This is a genomic window from Chitinimonas naiadis (assembly GCF_054780835.1).
The window spans coordinates 618003-637142 of record NZ_BAAGVO010000005.1 but is presented as its reverse complement, the minus strand read 5'-3'; the positions used below and the strand labels follow the sequence as shown (position 1 = coordinate 637142).

24 protein-coding genes are annotated in these 19140 nt (G+C 63.5%); 3 read left to right on the top strand and 21 right to left on the bottom strand.

All coding sequences use genetic code 11. From position 1 onward, the window contains the following. Nucleotides 1-28: 28 nt before the first annotated feature. The gene (locus ACYVHK_RS18920; protein WP_460535300.1) at nucleotides 29-832 is read left to right on the top strand and encodes a substrate-binding periplasmic protein; all 804 of its coding nucleotides are present in this window, start codon (nucleotides 29-31) and stop codon (nucleotides 830-832) included. Here ACYVHK_RS18920 and ACYVHK_RS18915 read toward each other — a convergent pair. The 9 genes from ACYVHK_RS18915 to ACYVHK_RS18875 all read right to left on the bottom strand — a co-directional run bounded on the left by ACYVHK_RS18915 (nucleotide 829) and on the right by ACYVHK_RS18875 (nucleotide 8184). After that, nucleotides 829-1770: a hypothetical protein gene (locus ACYVHK_RS18915; RefSeq protein WP_460535298.1), complete on the bottom strand. Its 942-nt coding sequence runs from the start codon at nucleotides 1768-1770 to the stop codon at nucleotides 829-831. The genes ACYVHK_RS18920 and ACYVHK_RS18915 overlap by 4 nt on opposite strands. Nucleotides 1771-1846: 76 nt before the next feature. Then, nucleotides 1847-3061: a PLP-dependent aminotransferase family protein gene (locus ACYVHK_RS18910; RefSeq protein WP_460535296.1), complete on the bottom strand. Its 1215-nt coding sequence runs from the start codon at nucleotides 3059-3061 to the stop codon at nucleotides 1847-1849. Nucleotides 3062-3097: 36 nt separating this feature from the next. Then, complete coding sequence (locus tag ACYVHK_RS18905) at nucleotides 3098-3682, bottom strand: hypothetical protein (RefSeq protein WP_460535293.1); 585 nt, start codon at nucleotides 3680-3682, stop codon at nucleotides 3098-3100. 97 nt (nucleotides 3683-3779) lie between these two features. Then, the gene (gene hemL, locus ACYVHK_RS18900) at nucleotides 3780-5057 is read right to left on the bottom strand and encodes a glutamate-1-semialdehyde 2,1-aminomutase (RefSeq protein ID WP_460535291.1); all 1278 of its coding nucleotides are present in this window, start codon (nucleotides 5055-5057) and stop codon (nucleotides 3780-3782) included. Between the two features lie 115 nt (nucleotides 5058-5172). Beyond that, on the bottom strand, nucleotides 5173-5643 hold the full coding sequence (locus tag ACYVHK_RS18895) for a CYTH domain-containing protein (RefSeq protein ID WP_460535289.1): 471 nt from the start codon (nucleotides 5641-5643) through the stop codon (nucleotides 5173-5175). Nucleotides 5644-5655: 12 nt separating this feature from the next. Further along, complete coding sequence (locus ACYVHK_RS18890; RefSeq protein WP_460535287.1) at nucleotides 5656-6066, bottom strand: CopD family protein; 411 nt, start codon at nucleotides 6064-6066, stop codon at nucleotides 5656-5658. 47 nt (nucleotides 6067-6113) lie between these two features. After that, nucleotides 6114-6938 carry a M48 family metallopeptidase gene (locus tag ACYVHK_RS18885; RefSeq protein ID WP_460535285.1) on the bottom strand — a complete coding sequence of 275 codons (825 nt, stop codon included), beginning with the start codon at nucleotides 6936-6938 and terminating at the stop codon, nucleotides 6114-6116. Between the two features lie 68 nt (nucleotides 6939-7006). Next, nucleotides 7007-7861: a DnaJ domain-containing protein gene (locus ACYVHK_RS18880; protein ID WP_460535283.1), complete on the bottom strand. Its 855-nt coding sequence runs from the start codon at nucleotides 7859-7861 to the stop codon at nucleotides 7007-7009. A 158-nt stretch (nucleotides 7862-8019) separates the two neighbouring features. Next, a complete protein-coding gene (locus ACYVHK_RS18875) occupies nucleotides 8020-8184 on the bottom strand; it encodes a rubredoxin (protein WP_460535281.1) in 165 nt (54 codons plus the stop codon). A gap of 81 nt (nucleotides 8185-8265) precedes the next feature. On the opposite strand from ACYVHK_RS18875, the gene thiD reads away from it, so the two are divergent. Continuing rightward, nucleotides 8266-9111 (top strand): bifunctional hydroxymethylpyrimidine kinase/phosphomethylpyrimidine kinase, encoded by an 846-nt coding sequence (gene thiD, locus ACYVHK_RS18870; RefSeq protein WP_460535279.1) that lies wholly within the window; start codon nucleotides 8266-8268, stop codon nucleotides 9109-9111. Next, nucleotides 9108-9737: a thiamine phosphate synthase gene (thiE, locus tag ACYVHK_RS18865; RefSeq protein WP_460535277.1), complete on the top strand. Its 630-nt coding sequence runs from the start codon at nucleotides 9108-9110 to the stop codon at nucleotides 9735-9737. Before thiD ends, thiE begins: the two co-directional genes overlap by 4 nt. Here the strand turns inward: thiE and ACYVHK_RS18860 are convergent. From ACYVHK_RS18860 to ruvA, 12 genes are all read right to left on the bottom strand, one after another. After that, complete coding sequence (locus ACYVHK_RS18860; protein WP_460535275.1) at nucleotides 9734-10447, bottom strand: glycine-rich domain-containing protein; 714 nt, start codon at nucleotides 10445-10447, stop codon at nucleotides 9734-9736. The two genes, thiE and ACYVHK_RS18860, sit on opposite strands and share 4 nt — an antisense overlap. Before the next feature lie 74 nt (nucleotides 10448-10521). Further along, nucleotides 10522-11283: a tol-pal system YbgF family protein gene (locus ACYVHK_RS18855; protein WP_460535272.1), complete on the bottom strand. Its 762-nt coding sequence runs from the start codon at nucleotides 11281-11283 to the stop codon at nucleotides 10522-10524. Between the two features lie 105 nt (nucleotides 11284-11388). Then, on the bottom strand, nucleotides 11389-11907 hold the full coding sequence (pal, locus tag ACYVHK_RS18850) for a peptidoglycan-associated lipoprotein (RefSeq protein ID WP_460535270.1): 519 nt from the start codon (nucleotides 11905-11907) through the stop codon (nucleotides 11389-11391). Nucleotides 11908-11939: 32 nt separating this feature from the next. Further along, a complete protein-coding gene (tolB, locus tag ACYVHK_RS18845) occupies nucleotides 11940-13253 on the bottom strand; it encodes a Tol-Pal system protein TolB (protein ID WP_460535268.1) in 1314 nt (437 codons plus the stop codon). Further along, complete coding sequence (locus ACYVHK_RS18840; protein WP_460535266.1) at nucleotides 13240-13659, bottom strand: energy transducer TonB; 420 nt, start codon at nucleotides 13657-13659, stop codon at nucleotides 13240-13242. Before ACYVHK_RS18840 ends, tolB begins: the two co-directional genes overlap by 14 nt. A gap of 37 nt (nucleotides 13660-13696) precedes the next feature. Next, nucleotides 13697-14521 (bottom strand): energy transducer TonB, encoded by an 825-nt coding sequence (locus tag ACYVHK_RS18835; protein ID WP_460535264.1) that lies wholly within the window; start codon nucleotides 14519-14521, stop codon nucleotides 13697-13699. Beyond that, nucleotides 14518-14925, bottom strand: a complete 408-nt coding sequence (gene tolR / locus ACYVHK_RS18830) for an ExbD/TolR family protein (RefSeq protein ID WP_460535262.1) — start codon at nucleotides 14923-14925, stop codon at nucleotides 14518-14520. Before tolR ends, ACYVHK_RS18835 begins: the two co-directional genes overlap by 4 nt. Nucleotides 14926-14935: 10 nt before the next feature. Then, nucleotides 14936-15820, bottom strand: coding sequence for a TraB/GumN family protein (locus ACYVHK_RS18825; RefSeq protein WP_460535260.1), 885 nt, complete (start codon nucleotides 15818-15820; stop codon nucleotides 14936-14938). Continuing rightward, on the bottom strand, nucleotides 15817-16503 hold the full coding sequence (gene tolQ / locus ACYVHK_RS18820) for a protein TolQ (RefSeq protein WP_460535258.1): 687 nt from the start codon (nucleotides 16501-16503) through the stop codon (nucleotides 15817-15819). The genes ACYVHK_RS18825 and tolQ overlap by 4 nt, the downstream gene beginning before the upstream one ends. A gap of 81 nt (nucleotides 16504-16584) precedes the next feature. Next, nucleotides 16585-17637 (bottom strand): Holliday junction branch migration DNA helicase RuvB, encoded by a 1053-nt coding sequence (gene ruvB, locus ACYVHK_RS18815; protein ID WP_460535255.1) that lies wholly within the window; start codon nucleotides 17635-17637, stop codon nucleotides 16585-16587. Nucleotides 17638-17704: 67 nt separating this feature from the next. Continuing rightward, nucleotides 17705-18499: a substrate-binding periplasmic protein gene (locus ACYVHK_RS18810; RefSeq protein WP_460535253.1), complete on the bottom strand. Its 795-nt coding sequence runs from the start codon at nucleotides 18497-18499 to the stop codon at nucleotides 17705-17707. A gap of 27 nt (nucleotides 18500-18526) precedes the next feature. After that, nucleotides 18527-19117: a Holliday junction ATP-dependent DNA helicase RuvA gene (ruvA, locus tag ACYVHK_RS18805; protein ID WP_460535250.1), complete on the bottom strand. Its 591-nt coding sequence runs from the start codon at nucleotides 19115-19117 to the stop codon at nucleotides 18527-18529. Nucleotides 19118-19140 lie beyond the last annotated feature (23 nt).

The following is a 19140-nucleotide window of genomic DNA, read 5'->3' as shown; positions in this document are numbered from 1 at the left end:
TCGCCACCGAATGTCCGGTTCAGGTCTTTTGTCTCGTACGACGGCCATCCTGTGCGGATGCAGCCTGTTGTTCTGCCTGCTGGGTTTGTCTGCCCATGCGGCGGGGAAGGAGAGTTGCCCACAACTGGTCGCGTCCGGCAATCCGGAGTACCCACCGTTCCTGTGGCGCGATCCGGTCGATGAGAAGCGGCTGATCGGTGCCAATGCCGAATTGATGCAGCGCCTGTCGGAGGAAATCGGCGTCCCCATCACGGTCAGCTACGTCGGCCCCTGGGGACGCGTGCAGGAAGAGACCCGCCAGGGCAAGGTCGACCTGATCGCCGGTGCCTTCTTCACCTTGCCGCGGCTCGAGTACATGGACTATTTCCAGCCACCCATCCGTACCACCCGTACGGTGATCTGGACTCAGGACAAACAGGGCATCCAGTACCGTAAATGGTCTGACCTGAAGGACCTCAGGGGGCTGACGGTCATCAACAACAGTTTCGGCGAGGCGTTCGATCGCTACGCGCAGAAGAATCTCAAGATCGACAAGGTCGCGAGCGTGGAGAGCGCACTCAAGATGCTGGGGCTCGCCCGGGCGGACTATGTAATCTACGAGGAAGCGCCGGGGCTCGCCTATGCCGCCAAGCTCAACGTCAAAGGCCTCAAGGCCGCCTCCACGCCGATCAGCAACGAAGACCTGTTCCTGACCCTGTCCCACCGCTCGGCCTGCAATACCGGTGCGCTGCGCGGCAAGATCGCCCAGGCCATGCACAAACTGACCCAGGAGAAGGTCATGGACAAGCTGATCGAGAAGTACATCCAGATCTGGCGTACCCCCACGCGCTAGCCCGTCTTGCGCTGAAAGACGTAGACCGCAGCGGCCAGCTCCGGCGGTAGCACCAGGCGACTCAGCTCGGGTCGTTCCGCCCAGTCAAAGCCATTCTGCGCCCTATAGTCCGCCCAGTTGCCTGTGATGAACTGCGACCGGCTGCCAATCACGATATAGGTCTGCACCGACTGGCTGCGAAACACCTGCCGTTCGAACGGATTGTTGGAGGGTGGCCAGCTGCACAGCACGACCTCCGGCGCCTGGCTTCGCAGCGCATCGCGCGCATCCATCTTCAGCACCGATTCCGGATAGGCGATCGCCCCAAGCCAGCTGGCGTCATCGCTGGCCTGTATCGCCACTCCGGTTGCTCCCAGCAGGCGGCTCAGGGTGCCATCGCCGGCGGCAATCTCGATGCAGCGCCGCTTGCCGATCAACCCGGCCAGCGCCTCGATCAGCTCGCGACTGTAGAAGCAGTAGATACCCCGCTTTTCCACCAGCGGCATCAGGTAGCGCCGTTGCCACAGCAAGGGCCAGACCAGGCGGAAACAGAACATTGACACCGGCTTGCGGACCAGATCGCGCTCGAACAGGAGCTTTTGCGCCAGCAAACCATTGAACAGGTTGAAGCGCACCTTGCCGGCGGTCACGCCGGTCGCCGCCGAGAACGCATACTGGCGGATGGCCAGTTCGGTCATACGGGCCCGCACCTGTTGGCTCAGCCACTGCTCGAATGCCCGGCCGTCACGCTCCCCGCTCAGGAAGTTGTCCGCCACGCGCGTGCGGGCACTGCTCTTTTGTACCAGGGCCTTGAGTTCACCGGGCTGGCGTCGCTCGAACACCGCCGCCAGCTCGGCCTGCACAGTGCCCCACTCGGACGGATAGGCGCCGCACAGGGCAGTGAGCTTGGGATTGCTCTGCAACCAGGCCCAGGCCTGTTCCGGTGTCTGAGGTTTCATGCGACCCAGCGTAACGAAGCCCGGACTCGCGGGGCAAGTCCGGGCTTCGAATCAGTCAGGGACTGTCGCGTGGCGATTACTTGCCGGCGGCCAATCGCAATGCCAGGGCGATACCGCGTGCCGCCTGGGTGATCTCCTCCAGTGAGGGGAAGCTCGGGGCGATACGGATATGGCGATCCTGCGGATCCTTGCCATAGGGGAAGGACGCGCCAGCGGGCGTCAGCGTGATGCCGGCATCGCGCGCCAGCTCCACCGTACGCTTGGCGGCACCGGGCGGGGTCAGCAGATCGATGAAGTAGCCGCCCTCGGGATGCGTCCAGCTGACCCCCTCGACGTCGCCGAGGATGTCCTTGAACTGGGCATGGACGGCGTCGAACTTGGGCTTCAGCAACTGGCGGTGCTGCTCCATGATGGCCTCGACCCCGGCCGCGTCCTTGAGGAAACGCACATGGCGCAGCTGGTTGATCTTGTCCGGACCGATGCTGCGGACCGAGGCGTGCTTCTGCCACCAGGCGATATTGGCCGGCGAAGATGCCAGCGCAGCCATGCCGGCACCGGCCAGCGTGATCTTGGAGGTAGAGGCAAACACGATGGCTCGATCCGCGTGACCGGCCGCCTCGCAGGCGGTGACGATGTTGGCCACGGCCAGCTTGCGCTCGCCCAGGTGGTGGAAACGGTAGGCATCGTCCCAGAACAGGCGGAAGTCCGGTGCGGCGGTCTTCATGGCAGCCAGGCGGGCGACGACGGTATCGCTGAACACCACGCCACCCGGGTTGCTGTACTTCGGCACGCACCACATGCCCTTGATGCTGGCGTCCGCCGCGACCAGCTTCTCCACCAGGTCCATGTCCGGACCGGTCTCGGTCATCGGGATATTGACCATCTTGATGCCCAGCGCTTCGCAGATGGCGAAGTGACGGTCATAACCGGGTACCGGGCACAGGAAGGTGATCGGCTGGCCGGCCCAGGGGCTGCCGCCGGGTGTACCGTACAGTAGGTTGAACACAATGCTGTCGTGCATCAGCGCCAGGCTGGCACTGCCATCCACCACCACCTGTGCGGCGGGCAGGTCGAGCAGCTCGGCAAAAAGCTTGCGTGCTTCGGGCAGGCCCACGGCACCGCCGTAGTTGCGGGTATCGGTACCGTCAGCGGCCTTGTAGCCATCCAGCCGTTCCAGCAGCGCATTGGCCAGGTCCAGCTGAGCTGGCGACGGCTTGCCGCGCGACATATCGAGCTTGAGGCCAAGTTGCTTGAAAGCCTCGTACTGGGCGGCGATATCAGATTGGGTCATGGTGGCTACTCTCTAGCATGGTGAAAACGGAATGGCTCAGGCGCTGCAGTTGGCAGCGTAGAGCGATTTGACCAGGAAGAAATGGCTCAGCTTGCCATCCTTCTCTTCCAGGCTGAAAGACTCGGCTTTGGGATCACGTATCGGGTTGATATCCGGCGGCCACATCACGCCGCGATGGCTGCGCGGCAGCCAGATCATCTTGCCCTCGTGCACCCCCCAGACACCGCTGTAGCGTTCCTGCTGGATGCTCTCCGCCAGCGGCTCCGCCGTGAACTCCCCATCACCCTTCAAGGTAATGCTATACGCCGACCGGCCGCGTAACGACACCCATACGCCCAGATAGCGGCAGGGCGCATTCGGCAGAGCAGCCAGCGCCTCGCGGGTATCGCGCAGACGCCAGCGCCCCAGCCAGCTGTTGCTGCTCTCCAGGCACTGCGACACCTGCTGGGCTTGCGTCAGCGGCGAGGCGCCTTCACCGCTGTCGCTCAGCACCTGCAACTGGCAGCTCGCGGCGCTGCCTTCCAGCCGGCTGCCGGTCAGTCCTTGCAGCAAGACGAGACCCACCAGCAGGCTCAGGGCGTAGGCAAGCAGGTGGACGGCTTTCCTGGGTAGGGGGGGCATGCAGCGCTTTCCGGATATTCACAAACGCACGGATCGTTCCGCCCAAGGTGGTCCGATCCGTGCTGACCTAGGTCAAACGCCCCAGCGGCGCAGGCGTTTACAGGCGGGCAAAGGCACGGGCTGCGGCGGCGATGGTGGCCTCGATATCGGCATCGGTATGGGCCGCCGAGACAAAACCGGCCTCGTACAGCGCGGGCGCGATATAGACCCCCTCTTCCAGCAAGCCATGGAAGAAGGCATTGAAGCGTGGCTTGTCGGTGCTCATGACCTCGCCGTAACTGCGCGGCGGGGCCGGGGTGAAGTAGACCCCGAACATACCGCCGACCGCATCGGCCGAGAAGGTCTGGCCGGCAGCACGGCCTGCCGCCTGCAGGCCATCGGCCAGGGTGCGGGTCTTGACGCCCAGCGCCTCGAAGAAACCAGGCTGGCGGATCAGCTCCAGCGTCGCCATACCGGCGGCGACGGCGACCGGATTACCCGATAGCGTACCGGCTTGGTAGACGGGGCCCAGTGGCGCGATCTTGGCCATCACATCGGCCCGGCCGCCAAAGGCGGCCAGCGGCATGCCGCCACCGACCACCTTGCCAAGCGTTGTGAGGTCCGGCGTCACGCCATGCAGGCCTTGCGCGCAGCCAAGGCCGACCCGGAAGCCGGTCATCACTTCGTCGTAGATCAGCAGTGCGCCGTGCTTCTCGGTCAGGCTACGCATGGCAGCGACAAACTCGATCGAAGGGCGTACCAGGTTCATATTGCCGCAGAAGGGCTCGACGATGATCGCTGCGATCTGGTCGCCCTGGGCGGCGAACACTTCTTCGAGCTGCGCCACGTCGTTGTAGGTCAGGACGATGGTGTGCTCGGCCACCGAGGCCGGTACGCCAGCGCTCGACGGGTTGCCGAAAGTCAACAGCCCGGAACCGGCCTTGACCAGCAGGCTGTCGGAATGGCCGTGGTAGCAACCCTCGAACTTGATCAGCTTGTCGCGACCGGTGAAGCCACGTGCCAGCCGGATCGCGCTCATGGTCGCTTCGGTCCCGCTGGACACCAGCCTGACCTGCTGCATCGACGGCAAAAGTTCGCACAAGAGGTCGGCAAGGTCGATCTCGCGTTCGGTCGGTGCGCCAAAGCTCAGGCCGTTGACCGCAGCCTTCTGGACCGCCTCGATCACGCTGGGATGGGCATGGCCCAGTATCAGCGGACCCCAGGAACCCACATAGTCGATATAGCGCTTGTCGTCGGCATCCCAGACATAGGCACCGGCACCACGGGCAAAAAAGCGCGGGGTGCCGCCCACCGCACCGAAGGCACGGACGGGCGAATTGACGCCACCGGGAATATGGCGCTGGGCGCGCTGGAACAACTCTTCATTCTTGCTCATGGTATTTCCTGCTTGCGGTTTGCTGGCGCGGCCGGGACGCCCACGATGGGTGCCTGCCGCCGTACGTTCATGGGCGGGGACGCGGGCGATCAGCCGCGTCGTGTCGTCCGCCATCTCAGACCTGCCCCCAGCTTGGCCAGGGATGCTCGCTCAGATAGGAGTTGGTATAGCGCGGGTCCTCGGTGACTTCCTCACCAAGCCAGTCCGGCCGCTCATAGGCCTCGGCCTCGTCGCCAAGCTCGATCTCCGCCAGCACGAGGCCGGCGTTCTGGCCGAAGAACTCATCCACCTCCCAGACATGAGGGCCGCGAACGATGCGATAGCGCTTCTTCTCGACCAGCATGGGGCACATGGCCGCCATGATGGTCTCGGCATCGGCCAGCGGGATCGGGTACTCGAACTCATGCCGCGAGACATTGCTGATATTGGACTTCAGCGTCAACCAGGCCTGCTCACCCTTGATGCGGACACGCACTGTCCGTTCGCGCTCCACCGACAGATAGCCCTGCTTCAGCCATTCGCCTTCCACCAGGCCACGCCAGGCATCGCTGCTGAGGTGGAACCGGCGTTCAATTTCCTTGGCCACTCGGGGCTCCCATCAAAAAGGTTTTACCACCACCAGGATCACGATGGCGAACATCAGCAAGGTGGGTATTTCATTGAACAGGCGGAACCAGACATGGTTGCGCCGATTGCGACCTGCAGCAAAGTCACGGACCAGCTTGCCGCAATAGACGTGATAGCCGATCAGGCCCAGCACCAGGGAGAGCTTGGCATGCAGCCAACCGCCGCCAAATCCCCAGCCTAGCCACAGCCAGACGCCAAAGATCACCGCCAGGTGCGCAAGCCCCGTGGTGAAGCGGAACAGCTTGCGCTCCATCAGGGCCAGCCGCGCCATGGTGGCGGCGTCGCTGACCGTGGCGTGATTCACAAACAGGCGCGGCAGATAGAACAGACCCGCCATCCAGCTGATGACGAAAATAATGTGTAAGGCTTTAACCCAAAGCATATGGCAACTATCCAGTCACTGGCCCGCCAAACTGGCGGCCCAGTCGTTCAACCCTTCTTGCGGGCGGCGTCGTACAGCGGCAGTACCCGTGGCATCAGCGCCTGCATCTCGCTGATGCGGGTCTGGTTGGACGGGTGGGTCGACAGGAACTGCGGCGGCTGGCCCTGGCTGGCTTCGCTCATCTTCTTCCACAGATTGATGGCGGCCCGCGGGTCGTAGCCTGCACGTGCCGACAGCTCCAGACCCATGGCATCGGCTTCCGACTCATGAGTACGGCTATGCGGCAGGCTGATCGCAATCGCGCTGACCTGGTCGGCGACGCCCATGTACTGGTCGTACTTGCCCTTGGTAAAGGCCGAAACCAGCTGCAAGCCCATCTGCTTGGCGTAGGCCTCGCTCATGCGCTCACGGCCATGCTCGCGCAGCGCATGGGCCATCTCATGACCCATGATCGCGGCGATTTCGTCATCGGTCAGCTTGAGCTTGTCGATGATGCCGGTGAAAAACATGATCTTGCCGCCCGGTGCGCAATAGGCATTGAGTTCCGGGCTGGATTCGACGTTCACCTCCCAGGGCCAGCCCAGCGCATCCTTGCGGAACACCACGACCTGCGGGATCAGCTTGTCGGCGATCGCCCGCACGCGCCGTGTCGCCTTGGCGTCGTTGTTGAGCCGGCCATCCTTGCCGGCTTGCGACAGCGTATCGGCGTAACTCTGGGCTGCCATCTGGTTGACCTGCTCGTTCGAGAGCAGCGAGAACATGGTCTGCTTGCGATCCACGCCGATCGCACCACCATCCGTGGTATGGACCTGCTGACAGGCAGCGAGACCCGCCAGCAACAATAGCGATGCGATTATCTTGTTCAGTTTCATGACATCCTTCTCCGTAAAGCCCGGACACCGCTGGAAGGCTCCGTGCCGGGCATGCGAACGGCGGCTTGCTAGCGGCTGTACTTTTCCAGCGAAGCGATACGATCCATTTCATAGCTGGTCTTGGCGATACCGCGGGCTTCGCCATAGCGTTTCTCGTTCAGCAGCTTGCTCATCAGGACCTGGCGCTCACGCTCCATGCGCTGCGCATAGGCCTGCTGGTCGCGCTCCTTCTGGTTGTTGAGCTGCTGAGCCTCGCGTTCTCGCTCATATTGCTGCTGCCGGTCACGGCGCTCATCTTCGTAGCGCTGCTGCCGCTGCTCGGACGCAACCTTGCGATCCCAGTCCTGGTATTCACGGTCGCGCTTTTCCCGTTCGCGCTGGGCCTCACGCTCGGCAGCGGACTGTTCACTGCTCTGGTAGCTCGTCGTCTGCTGGCCGTTGCCATTGGCCGCTTCCTGCGCCAGCACTTCCATCTTCAGCGCCATGGCACGTGCCTGTGCCGCACGGAAATCAGCCTGATAGGCCTTTTCGGCTACCTGCTGGCGCCAGATCAGGACGCCGATCAGTACCGCCACGACCCCGAGGACGATCAAGATATTGTGCTTGATCCAGTCGAGCACCGAGGGATGGTCGATGCCGGCATGCTGGGTGGCCTGCCTTGCCTGCTGCTGGGTCTGGGTCGGCGTGCCGACCTCCACCAGCTGGGCCTGACCCGCACTCAGGCTGGCGTCGTAAACCGAACGGCGTACCGGATTGGACAGCAACTCATAGGCCTTGTTGATCTGCTCCAGCCGCTGCTCATTGCCCCCATGTGCTTTCTGCAGCGCGCGATGGGCAGCCTCGATCTGGGTCTGGGTCGCATCTGGTGCGAGACCGAACAGGGCATACAGCGTTTTTCCTTGCGGGCGGACGGGCGTAACCATGGGCTAGCTAACCTCTGAAAAGTCCCCTTGCTCGCACCGGCGAGGGAGGGGAATGTGATCAATCAGCAATCATTCATCGAATTCTATGTTGCAGACCCACATCCGGCGACCCGACCGGGGCACCATCACGCAGGTCCGCCAGCGATACCGGCCTGCGCTCAGATTTCGACCATCTCGAAGTCTTCCTTGCGGGCACCACAGTCCGGGCAGGTCCAGTTCATCGGGATATCGTCCCAACGCGTACCCGGCGCCAGACCGTCCTCAGGACGCCCCTCGGCCTCGTCATAGATAAAGCCGCAGATCAGACACATGTATTTTTTCATGACAGCACAATCGGGTTAGTGAGGTTGATAGGCTAAAATTCTATCGTATCCGCCCACTCTATATTCAGCCCAAGATAAACCATGACCGAAGCCCCCCCGATTATCCTGGTATTTGCCGGCAACGACCCCTCCGCTGGCACCGGGCTCGCGGCAGATATCCTGACCCTTTCCTCGCTGGGCTGCCACCCCTTGCCGGTCGTCACCGCGCTGACGGTGCAGGACACTGCCGGCACCGAGGATTCCCTGGTCATGGAGGCCGACTGGGTATCCGACCAGGCACGCTTCCTCCTTGAAGACATGCAGATCACCGCCATCAAGGCCGGCATGCTCGGCAGCATGGAGAATCTCACGGTGCTGGCCGAGATCGCGGCCGACTATCCCGATATCCCGCTGATCCTTGACCCGATATTCGCCATCGGCAGCAGCGACGACTATGCCGACGAGGAGATGATCGGTGCCATGCGCGAGCTGTTGCTGCCGCATACCACGGTCCTGACCCTCAACAGCCTGGAAGCCCGCCGTCTGGCCAGCGATGATCCGGACGAACAGGACGGCATGACGGTCGACGAAGCCGCGCTGCGCATCCGCCAGTTCGGCCCCGAGTATGTGCTGGTCAGCGGTACTCATGAGCACACGCCGAACGTCACCAATGCGCTATTCGGTCGCTCCGGGCGGCTTCGGGTAGATAGCTGGGAGCGCCTGCCCGGTAGCTACCACGGCGCCGGCAGCACGCTGGCCTCGGCGCTGGCGGCCTTTATCGCCAATGGCATGGAGATTCCACAGGCCGCGCGCGAGGCTCAGGAGTACACCTGGCATGCACTCAAGAACGCCTATCGCCCCGGCATGGGCCAGCTGGTGCCCGACCGCCTGTTCTGGGCGCGTGGAAAGGCGGACCAGGAGCCGGACCAGGAAAAAACAGAGCCATGACCGTGCGTACGCTGCCACGAGGCCTGTACGCCATCACGCCCGACTGGCCCGATACCGACCGGCTGCTGGCAGGCGTGACTGCCGTCCTGCAAGGCGGTGCACAGGTATTGCAGTACCGCAACAAACTGGCCGACGCCGAGCTGCGACAGGAACAGGCTGCAGCCCTGCTGGCGCTTTGCCGGCCACGTGGCGTACCGCTGATCATCAATGACCACCTGTCATTGGCCGTCGCCATCGACGCCGATGGCCTGCATCTGGGCCACGAGGATGGCGAGCTGCGTGCAGCGCGCCAGCTATTGGGGCAGGACAAGCTGCTGGGTGCGTCGTGCTACAACCGCCTGCTTCTGGCAGAGGCGGCGATACGGTCCGGTGCCAGCTATGTGGCATTCGGTGCTGCCTATGTGTCGGGCACCAAGCCTGCTGCGGTGCAAGCACCCCTGGCCGTGTACCAGTCGGCCGCCCATCTTGGTGTACCCGTGGTGGCCATCGGCGGAATCACGCCGGCCAACGGCGGTGTGCTGGTCCAGGCCGGCGTGCATAACCTGGCAGTGATCGGTGCACTGTTCGATAGCGCCGAGCCCTCCAGCACCGCGGGTCAGTTCAGCGACCTGTTCCTACGCGCCTAGTCCCCTCCGCCGCCACAACCGCCACCGCTGCAGCCACTGTCGCCGCCGCTGTCGCTGCTAACGCCACCACCGTCAGCACTGGCGTTGCTGCTGTCTGAACTGCAACCGCCGCTTCCGCCATCACTGCTGCAACCGACATCGCTACCGCAATAGGGTGCTGCCGCGCTGCCGTCCTGCTGTTGTGGCTGGCATTGCGCCACATAGTGAAATCCGCCGGCGATGCCAAGCGCCGCATCAAGACCAAACAACAGGGGTAGGCGCTTGGGGGAAGCCGGATTGAGCCCCTCGAGCTGACAGCACAGCTGCCAGCTACGGCGTATGGCTCGCCGCTGCTCGGCGGGCGCCGCCATGCCCGACGCCGGCGTATGGTGCAGGAAGCGGCCAAAAGCCGCCTGGCAGAACGTTTGATAGTGGCGGGTATGCAGGATGAATTCGTGCCACAGCTCATCCACCGCCTGCGAGGGCATGCCCAGCCGGCGGCCGCGAGCCAGTTGGGAAATCTGGAAGAATTGCCGCAGGCCGGCTTCCACCTGCCCAAGCTGGCTGGCGCTCAACGCCGGATAGCGCAGGGCCAGCTTGGCGGACAATCCCGGCGGGAACGCATAGCGCGCGATATGGCGGCGACCAGCCTGCCATTGCCGCATTCGCCAGTACCGATAGCCGAGATAGATCGTCAGGCAGACGACCAGCACCATCATCCAGCTGCGCACGCGCGCCCTCCCATCGTGACAATGACCGCGCCCTCACGGGTGGCGGTCATCGCGATCCAGCCCTGCCTGCGAACTCAGAGCTTCTTCAGTTGCTTGGTAGCTTCCTTGGCCGCGTCGGTCCCCGGGTAGCTGGCAGTCAGCTCCTTCAGGGTCTTGGTCGCGCCCTTCTTGTCGCCCTTTTCCAGTTGCACGCTGGCGATGGCGCGCAAGGCATCCGGCGATTTCGGATCTTCCGGGTAGCCATCCACCAGCTTGCGCCAGCTTTGCTGGGCCGCCGCGCCGTTGCCCGACTGGGCCTGCGCCATGCCGAGCCAGAACAGCGCCCCTGGTGCGGCCTGGGTAGCCGCGTACTTGGTGCTGACATTGCCCAGCGCATCGATGGCAGGCTTGAGCTTGCCATCACGGTACAGATTGTAGGCCGCCTCGTAGGCGCCGGCGGCTTCCGCCTCCTGCTGCGCCCGCTGGGCTTCGGCCCCCGCGCTGGCAGGCTTGGTCTTGCCTTCCTCGATATTGCGCAGGCGGTTATCCAGGTCGACATACAGGTCCTGCTGGCGCTTCTGCAGGCTCTGCAGATTGAAGGTGATGACCTCCAGTTGGCCGCGCAGCTGGGCAATGTCCTGGCTTAGCGAACTCAGTTGGCCGGTCAGGTTCAGCAATTGCTGGCTGGTACGGCTGTCGAGCTGCTCGACACGCTCGTTGGCCGCAGTGACCTTGGCATCAAGCTGGGCACGGACCTCGCCAATCTGCTTGCGGGCCTCATCGTCATCGAACAGGCCTGCATGGGCCGGAAAAGCCAGGGCGGCCAACAGGGCCAGGGGAAGGAGCCGGTTCTGCATAGTCTGAATCCTGTTATGAAAAGCCCCGTGACCAGCACGGGGCATCGAGCTTGTCGTCAACAGGCTCTAGGGTACAACAGTCAGCCGCGAAACGCGGCCACCTGCTTACTCGCCGTTGTAAACCACGTCGGCGCGACGGTTCTCAGCATAGCTGGCTTCGTCGTGACCGGTAGCGCGCGGCTTCTCTTCACCGTTGCTGGTCGCTTCGATCTGCTTCTCTTGCGCGCCGACCACGGTCAGGGCCTTGCGAACGGCTTCAGCACGCTTCTGACCCAGGGCCAGGTTGTACTCACGGCTGCCACGCTCGTCGGCGTTGCCTTCGAGGCGAACCGAACGGCTCGGGTTGGCGGCCAGGTAGCGGCCATGGGCTTCCACCAGGGCTTGCTGGTCGGCACGGATATCGTACTTGTCGTAGTCGAAGTACACGCCACGCTTGGACAGGATGTTGGACGGATCCTTCAGCGGATCGACCTTGACCTGCTCAACCGGCTTGACCGGCTGGGTGTTGGCACCGGTATCAACCGGCTTGTCAACCGGCTTGGCTTCCACCGGTGCGGGAGTGGGGGTGCTGGCGCAAGCGGCAAGCAGGCCGACGAGGGTAAGGCTGGCAAGGGTCTTCTTCATTTACGTGCTCCTGAGCAGATACAGTTGTTGGTTTATGGATTGGAGGATAGCCGAGTTACGGCAATTTGCCCCGCGTAAGGCCCCCAGGCCGGTTCACGGGCATCGCCACTGGCTGACAGACGCTGCTTGAATTGTCCATCGCTGGACACGGTAGCCAGTACACCTCGGCCACCTGCTTCACTGGCAAACAGGATCAGCTTGCCATTTGGGGCAAAGCTGGGCGATTCGTCGGTTCCACCGCTGGTGAGGGTCTGGCTCTGCCGGGTGGCCAGATCCATGCTGGCGACCACGAAGCGACCATTGTCACGGCGGATGAAGGTAAGCGATTTGCCATCGGGAGAGAACGACGGCGATACGTTGTAAGGACCATCGAAGGTCAGCCGCTGCGGCTCACCGCCGCCAGCCGGCATCACGTAGATCTGCGGGCTGCCGCCGCGGTCAGAGGTAAACGCAATGGTGCGGCCATCCGGCGAGAAGGCCGGCTCGGTATCGATCGAGGCGCTGCGGGTCAGGCGCCGCGGCGCGCCACCGGCCACGTCGACCATGTACAGCTGGGAGATACCGTCGATGGTCAGTGTCACGGCCAGGCTACGGCCATCCGGCGTGAAGGCCGGGGCGCTGTTGCTGCCCTTGAAGGCGGCAACGGCCTTGCGGCTGCCGCTGTAGACATCCTGCACGAAGACGACGGCTTTCTTGCGCTCGAAACTCACGTAGGCCAGCTGGCTACCGTCCTGAGACCAGGTCGGCGACAGGATGGGCTCGTTGGAACCGATCACCGTCTGGGCATTGTGACCATCGGCATCGGCAACTTGCAGCTCATAGCGCTTGCCCTGCTTGAGCACATAGGCGATGCGGGTCGAGAACACGCCCTTCTCGCCGGTCAGCGCTTCATAGATCTGGTCTGCCAGTTGGTGGGCCGCCCGACGACCTTCACCCGCCTTGGCCCGCAGCTCGAAACCGGCCAGCGGCTTCTGGGTCAGGGTGTCGAACAGGCGCAACCTGACCTGGGCCGAGCCATCGGCCTCTACCTTGACCGTACCGGTCGTCAGCGCATCCGCACCACGTCCTTTCCAACCATTGAGTTCGCCGGCGGCAGGTACCTCGACCAACGGTGTATTGCCGGTATCGACCAGGCGGAAGCGGCCGCTGCTGGCAAGGTCGGCACGGATCACCGAGGTCAGCGATTCCTTCAGGCCGGCTTCACCGGCCATGCTGGCGATTGCGACCGGGAACTGACGGGCGCCGGTGCCGGTCACTTCGATCGTCACGTCGGCCTGGGCGGCCAGCGTCAGACCCAGCAGACCGGCGTAGGCGACGTGCAATAGGGAGCGTCTAGAGTAAGTCATGGAGTCGGTATTTGATCTTGTGCGTCTTGAATATCGAAAAATCCAGCCCGTCCGGCAAGGCTGGATAGCTACCGGCCTTTTCGATCGCCCGCTTCACGGCCAGATCGAAAGTCCGGTTCCCACTCGTTTTCACCACCCGTACGGATTTCACGCGCATATCCGGCTGCAGGCTGACTTCCAGCAAGGCCTCGGGATTACCCTGCTTGGTCTGGTAGACCATTCTGGCCCGGATCAGGCGGCGTACCTTGTCGACGTACTGCGCCAGCAGCTCATCACGCGACAACACCGGTTGCACCGGCGCTGGCGGCGCGGTCTCCACCACGGCGGGCGGTGCCACCGGCTCGGCCGGCATCGCGACCGCGGTCGGAGCTACCGGCTTGGCGCAGCCGGTCAGCAAACCAAGCAAGGTAGCAAGCGCCAGACCCGCTTTAAGATATGACTGTCTAACCATCTCGCAACCGATATTTCAGATTGTGTTTGCGCAAGCTGCCGAACTCCACGCCTGCCGGCAGCGCCGGATACTGACCGGTGCGCAGGATTGCCCGCTTGACCGCCTCATCGAAGCTGCCGTTACCGCTCGATTTCTTCAATTCCGCACTCAATACCGACATATCCGGTAACAACGTGACACTGAATTCGGCTTCCGGGTTCCCGGCACCGTCCTCCGGATAGCTCATATTGCGCCGGATCATGCTGCGTACCTTGGCGTAGTAGGCTTCCATCACGCTGGCCTTGCCCGCAGCTTCCGCCGCCTGCTGGCGCGTCGCCAGCGCCGCCAATGAGACGCTCGCATCGAGCGGTGGCTTTTCCAGCTTGCCGGCCAGCTCGCTCAATACCTTGTTCTTGCCGGGCTCCACCTTGGTCTGCTTGGCCGTCGTCGGCTCCGGCTTCTTGGGCTCGACTTTCTTCGGCGGCTCAGGCTTCTTGGGTTCCGGTTTAGGCTCGGGCTTGGGCTCCGGCTTCTTCGGTTCCACCTTCTTGACCGGCTTGCTCTTCTCCACCTGGATATCCGGCTTCACCACCGGCTCAGGCTCGGGAGCGGGTTCCGGTTCCGGCGCCACCGGCTTGGGCGGCAAGGGCTTGACCACCGGCTCCGGTGCGGGCGACGCTTCCATAGCGCCCGCCCACAGCTCAACCTGCATGGGCGCGGCCGGCTGAGTTTGCCACTGCACGCCAAAGTACAGCAGGCCGGCGATCAGGCCATGCATGGCGACAGCCAGGCCAAAGGAGAGGGCGCGATGTTCCTCGCGCGGCGCAGTCCGGTTCATCGTTCAGGCATGACTTCCAGGCCGACGCGCTCGACACCGCTCTTCTTGAGCGCGTTCATGACCTTGATGATCGCGTCGTAACGCACTTCCTTGTCGCCGCTGATCAGCACCGGCCGCGTCTGGCTCAGGGTCTTGGCCCGGATGCTGGCGATCAGTTCATCGGTAGTGCCCAGATCGGTCTTGCTGCCGCTGTCGTCCAGCTTCATGCCCTCATCTTTGTTGATCAGCACCCTGAGCGGCTTCACATCCAGCGCCCGGTCGGCCTTGGCCACCGTGGGCAGATTCACTACCCCGGGCTGCAGCATGGGCGCGGCGACCATGAAGATTACCAGCAGTACCAGCATCACATCGATATAGGGCACGACATTGATATCGGCCTTGGCGCGGCGTTGCCTGCGTGCCATTGCACTCTCCTCAATACTGGCGAACGCGGAAACCCCGCGCCCGCAGCAATTCGACCACGCTGTCCTGACCCGCCAGGTGGCCGGCACCGATCACGACCAGCGGCGCGGGCGAACCGGCCAGACTGACGATGCGCTCCGCCATGACGCGGTTACGCTGCGCCAGCAGCTTGTCGTTGAGCCGCTTGCTGACTGGGTCATCCGGCGTGTACTCATCGATGATGCGGCGCATGCTGCTTGCACTACCGATCTGCCAGGCATTGATCATCGCATCGAACATGGGCTTGAACTGCTGCTTGCTGATCGGCTCCAGCGTACCCAGCAGCACCCCCAGGCTTTCGTCCTGGGGCAGGCTGTCGAACAGTTCGAACTGGCTCTTCAGCGACTCAAGCTCGATCACCTTCTTGCGATCGGCCCGGGCCCGCTGCAGGAAATGCATGTCAATGCCGTTCTGCGGCTGGTAACCCAGGCGCTGCATCTCCAGCACCGACAGCGTCAGGCCCAGCAGCCAGGGTTTCATGCGGTCCGCCGCGACCCGCGGCAGGTTGACGCGCGCCAGGGCATTGTTGAGCTGCCGGTTCTGGATAGCGGTCAGCATGCCGCTCAGGCTCTGATCCGGCGGCAGCATGGCCATCGCCATCAAGGGGGCAATCGCCGCAGGGTCGCTGACATCAGCCTCGACCGCCAGCGTATCGGCTTCCTTGTAGGCCGCCTCGATCGGCGCGGCCATGGGGTAGAAGTCCGCCTTGCCGACATGGATGGAGCCCAGCAACCAGACCCGCTGGCCATCACGCTCCGCTTCCCACAGGAACAACTTGGCCTGGGCTGCCAGGGCACTGCAGGCCAGCGCGAGCAGCAACAGCGCCCGCAAGCTGGCCCAGCGTTTATAAGGCTTCATTTACCGACCTGTCGCTGCAGAATGTTGCTGAATTCCTCGATGAAGCTGTCGAAGCGGTTGGCCAGACGGTCCACATCGTGCGAGAAGCGGTTGTAGGCCACCACGGCCGGAATGGCGGCGAACAGGCCGATGGCGGTCGCTACCAGCGCCTCGGCAATGCCGGGCGCCACGTGCGAGAGCGTGGCCTGACCGACATTGGCCAGACCACGGAAGGCGTTCATGATCCCCCAGACAGTACCGAGCAGGCCGATATAGGGCGAGATCGAACCGACGGTGGCAAGGAAATTCGTATGGGCGTCGAGCCGGTCCACTTCACGCTGGCAGGCGGCCTTCATGGCACGGCGCGTGCCTTCCATCAGTACCGAGATATCCTGCCCGGCCTGGCGGCGCAGCTTGAGGAATTCGGCGAAGCCAGCTTCGAAGATCTTTTCCATGCCGACGCCGCTGCCATCGCGGCTGACCTGCTGGTACAGGCTGTTGAGATCGGAACCGCCCCAGAAGGCCGATTCGAAGCTGTCAGTCTTGTTGCGTGCGTTCCGTAGACCGAACAGCTTCACGAAGATATGCCACCAGGACATCAAGGACATCAGCAACAGGATGCCCATGACGATCTGCACCACCATGCTGGCGCCGCCGATCAGGCTGAATATGGACAAGTTGTCAGTGGTCAGGGAAGCTTCCAAGAGCAGATTTCCTTCTCGATTTCTCAGTGCGTGACCGCAACGCCAGCTGGCGAGCGCCGCATTATGCGTAAAGAAAGCTGATCAGCGGCTGAACGAGCCATTGCCGGAATCAGCCGGTTGTATGCCGAAATGCTGGTAGGCGAGCAAGGTCGCCATGCGACCACGCGGCGTGCGCTGCAGCAGCCCCTGCTGGATAAGGTACGGCTCCAGCACGTCCTCGATCGTATCGGCGGACTCACCGATCGCAGCGGCCACGTTGTCCAGGCCGACCGGGCCACCGGCGAACTTCTCGATCACCGCCGACAGCAGCTTGCGGTCCATGACATCGAGGCCAGCATGGTCCACGTCCAGCATGGACAAGGCCGCATCGGCCACCGTCCGGCTGACGCGACCGTCGTGCTTGACCTCGGCAAAGTCACGGACCCGCCGCAACAGCCGGTTGGCGATCCGCGGCGTACCGCGCGAGCGGCGCGCCACTTCGAACGCTCCCTCGGAGTCGATCTCGACGTTGAGCAAGGCGGCCGAACGCGTGACGATACGGGTCAGCTCCTCCGCGCTATAGAACTCCAGCCGCGCGACAATGCCGAACCGGTCCCGCAGCGGGTTGGTCAGCATACCGGCGCGCGTGGTCGCACCGACCAGCGTGAACGGCGGCAGGTCCAGCTTGACCGAACGGGCAGCAGGACCTTCACCGATCATGATGTCGAGCTGGAAGTCTTCCAGCGCCGGATAGAGGATTTCCTCGACCACGGGCGAAAGGCGATGGATCTCGTCGATGAACAGCACGTCGTGCGGTTCAAGATTGGTCAGCATCGCCGCCAGGTCGCCCGCGCGCTCCAGCACCGGACCGGAAGTCTGCCGCAGGTTGACGCCCAGTTCCCGGGCAATGATGTTGGCCAGCGTGGTCTTGCCCAGCCCAGGCGGACCGAACAGCAGCACATGGTCGAGCGCCTCGCCGCGCTTCTTGGCCGCCTCGATGAAGATCTCCAGCTGACCGCGCGCCTTCTCCTGACCGACGTATTCGTCGAGCTGCTTGGGACGCAGGGCGCGCTCCAGCGCCTCCTCCTGGCTGGATTGACGGCTGGGCGCAACGATGCGTTCGGGGGCGCTGCTGAGGTTGTCGGACTGGATCATGGCCTGCGCTGCAGTGGCGTAAGGCCCACATTATAAGGACAAAGTTGCGTTCCAATGCGGCAACGCATCAATCGGCCAGCTCCTGCTGCAGATAGCCCGACCAGTCGTAGCGCTTGCCGGGAAAGGACAGGCCATAGCGCTGGCTGAGCTGCTGTACCCGACCGCTGCGGACCGACTCCTGCAGCACCATGTCGATGCGCTCCGCCAGGGCCTTGTCGATACGGGACGGTGCCACGGCGATGTAACCGCCGGTTTGCTGGATCGCCGGCTGCAAGGGCGCAAGGCTCGCCCCGACGCCCAGTTGTTCGATCACCACTCGGGCATTGCGCTCATTACTGACAACCACCTGGATGCGACCCGCCAGCAGCTTGCGAAAGGATTGCTCCAGCGTATCGGCCTCATCCAGCGTCAGCACCCGCTTGCTCTGCTCATAGCGCTGGCCCAGGGTCCAACCTCGGACCACCCCGACCGTCAAACCTTGCAAGGCGCGCAGATCGCCCTGCCAGCCAGCCGGCAACTCCTCGCGCCGGGCGTAGGCCAGCATGGCGTCCATATAGAAGGGCAAGCCGACAAAACGCATCTGCGCCATGCGCTCGCGCGTGCGGTAAGGGCCGATCAGTATGTCGGCCTTGCCCTGCACCACCAGGGTTTGCGCCCGCTTCCAGGGGTAGATCTCGAAGCGACAGCGGAAACCGAGCTGCGGTTCGAGTTCGGTCAGCAGATCCACCGCCAGGCCGTGTGGCCCCACCCTGCCTTGCTCAAGGATGTAGGGAAATTCGGCTCCCACGCAGAGCAACTCATTGCTCGCCCACCCGGGCAGGCAGGCGAGCAGCAGGCAGAGAAGCAGGTAGAAGCGCGGCATACCTCTTTATAGGGTAAGTCTGCCTGCTCAGCCGCGAGCCAGCGACTTGAGCGCAAGACGAATGCCGTCGTTGACGCTGACGTCGTCCGGCAGGGGCTTGATCGCCGCAGCGGCTTCCTTCTCGTTGTAACCGAGGGCCAGCAGGGCGTTGACCACATCGTCCCGGGCGCTGGCGGGTGCCGCGAACAGGCCGGCATGGGCCTGCAGCTTGGTCGTGCCGGCCAGTTTGCCGCGCAGTTCCAGCACCAGCCGTTCTGCCGTCTTCTTGCCGATGCCCGGCACCTTGGCCAACCGGGGCGCATCCTCACGCTCCACCGTCGCCGCCAGCTCGTCGGCATCCATGCCCGACAACACGGCCAGCGCGATCTTGGGGCCGATGCCCGTCACCTTGATCAACTGACGGAAGGTCTCCCGCTCGGCACGGCTGGCAAAGCCGAACAGCAGTTGCGCATCCTCGCGCACGACGAAGTGCGTATAGAGCGACACCGCCTCTCCCGCGTGGGGCAGCACGAAGAAGGTAGACATCGGCACATCGATCTCGTAACCCACGCCAGCCACGTCCAGCAGCACTTGAGGCGGGTATTTTTCCAGCAACTTGCCGGTCAGCTTGCCTATCATTCGGGCGATCTCATTGAAAAGAA